At 35.1% G+C, this 1494-nt stretch carries 1 protein-coding gene; it reads right to left on the bottom strand.

Annotated features, from left to right (window positions below; genetic code table 11):
* Nucleotides 1–122: 122 nt before the first annotated feature.
* Nucleotides 123–1427, bottom strand: a complete 1305-nt coding sequence (locus AC973_RS03050) for an ISL3 family transposase (protein ID WP_048727148.1) — start codon at nt 1425–1427, stop codon at nt 123–125.
* Nucleotides 1428–1494: the final 67 nt, after the last annotated feature.

Consider the following 1494-nt stretch of genomic DNA (forward strand, 5'->3'; position numbering starts at 1 on the left):
GGCTCTTCGTCAAATAGGACTGATGAGTAATATCTGCCAGGTAATCATTAGATTACCTGGTTTTTTTATACTCTTTTCCATTATTCATTTTTTATCTTTATTTTGTGATTATCAAGCAGCCCTTAGGCTGCTTCTACTACCGGTATTTCATTTAGATATAGTTTATTGGTCATTAATATTCTAGTTCTAAAATTTTGGAAGTTTCGGTATCCGTAAGCTATTCGTTTTAAGATCTTAATTTTATTATTCAAACCTTCTATACGGCCGTTCGTTAAGTGGTTGTATTTGAAAGTATGACCAATATATCTTTGAAGTTTGGTAAATGTACGTAGCACACGTCTTAATCCGCTTGGTAATTTAACTAACTTAGACTGTGCTAACTGAGCTTTAAATACTTCAGAGTCATTCTCTTGAAGCGCTTCACGCAAGTTATGGACGATATTATAGGTGTCTTTTAATAGTGGGTTCTTATCTAGTAAATAATCTAAAATACCACCGGTATTCGTAAGCCAATCAAATAATTTAAACGGTTGATAATCCCATGAGTTTAAGTTTTCTCGGGGCATTAGGAATATTCGCCAATATCTCTTATACTTGTTGTACAATCTATGGTCAGGAACCCTGAAAGCATTCATTACTTCAATACGTAGCTTATTTAATTCTCGATTTAATGCTTGAACTAAATGGAAACGATCAATGATGATTTTGGCGTTGGGAAATACCTCTCTAACGACTTCCATATAAGGCATGTACATGTCCATTGTAACTGTTTGAACTTTCTGACGAGTTTTCAACGGATAGGCAAAAAAGTAATCACGTAGCTTGAATTTTCTGCGATCTCCTAGCACATCTACAATACGTGAATTCGTATTATCTATAAACATAAAGCTCATATTTCCTTCGGCATGCTTTACACCTTTGAATTCATCGAAAGCAATATGCTCTGGTAATGCATCGAAGATGCTAGGTTTAAGGTCTTTACCAGCACCATTAATTACCCGTTGAACTGTATGATCAGAAACGTTGCATGTCTCTGCGATATGTTTAAGTGTCAACGCATTGGTTGCAAAGTCTAATACCATCCGTTTAACGCGCTTAGAAATAAAACAGTTATCACCGACTATCTCTGATTTAGCAGTGAAGTAGCTATCGCATTCTCTACAGTGATAGCGTTGCTTGCTTAATTCAAGGTAAGCAGGTAACCCTGATATCTTTGTTAGCGTAATTCTTGATTTTTTAGATCCATTCTTAACGATACTATTTCCTCGTTTAACGCAGCCGCAGGCTGGACAATACTGAGGATTTACATCTAACTTGCCGAAATAGATCAGTGACTTTATATTCTTAACTATCATCTCTTCAACTTTATCTTCGAAAATTATATTTTCATCTTTCAATTGTAACGTGGTATTGATAAACTTATTCATACGGGGAATCTCCTATCTTATCATGGTTGTCGTTAACTTTATGATAATGGAGATTCCTCTTTTTTTG

Origin of the sequence: Carnobacterium sp. 1290_CSPC, assembly GCF_001053265.1 — a bacterium.
GTDB lineage: Bacteria > Bacillota > Bacilli > Lactobacillales > Aerococcaceae > Aerococcus > Aerococcus urinaeequi.

Excerpts from the sequence above, each read along its gene's own strand:
- AC973_RS03050 (WP_048727148.1), bottom strand. The coding sequence starts at position 1,427 with ATGAATAAGTTTATCAATACCACGTTACAATTGAAAGATGAAAATATA.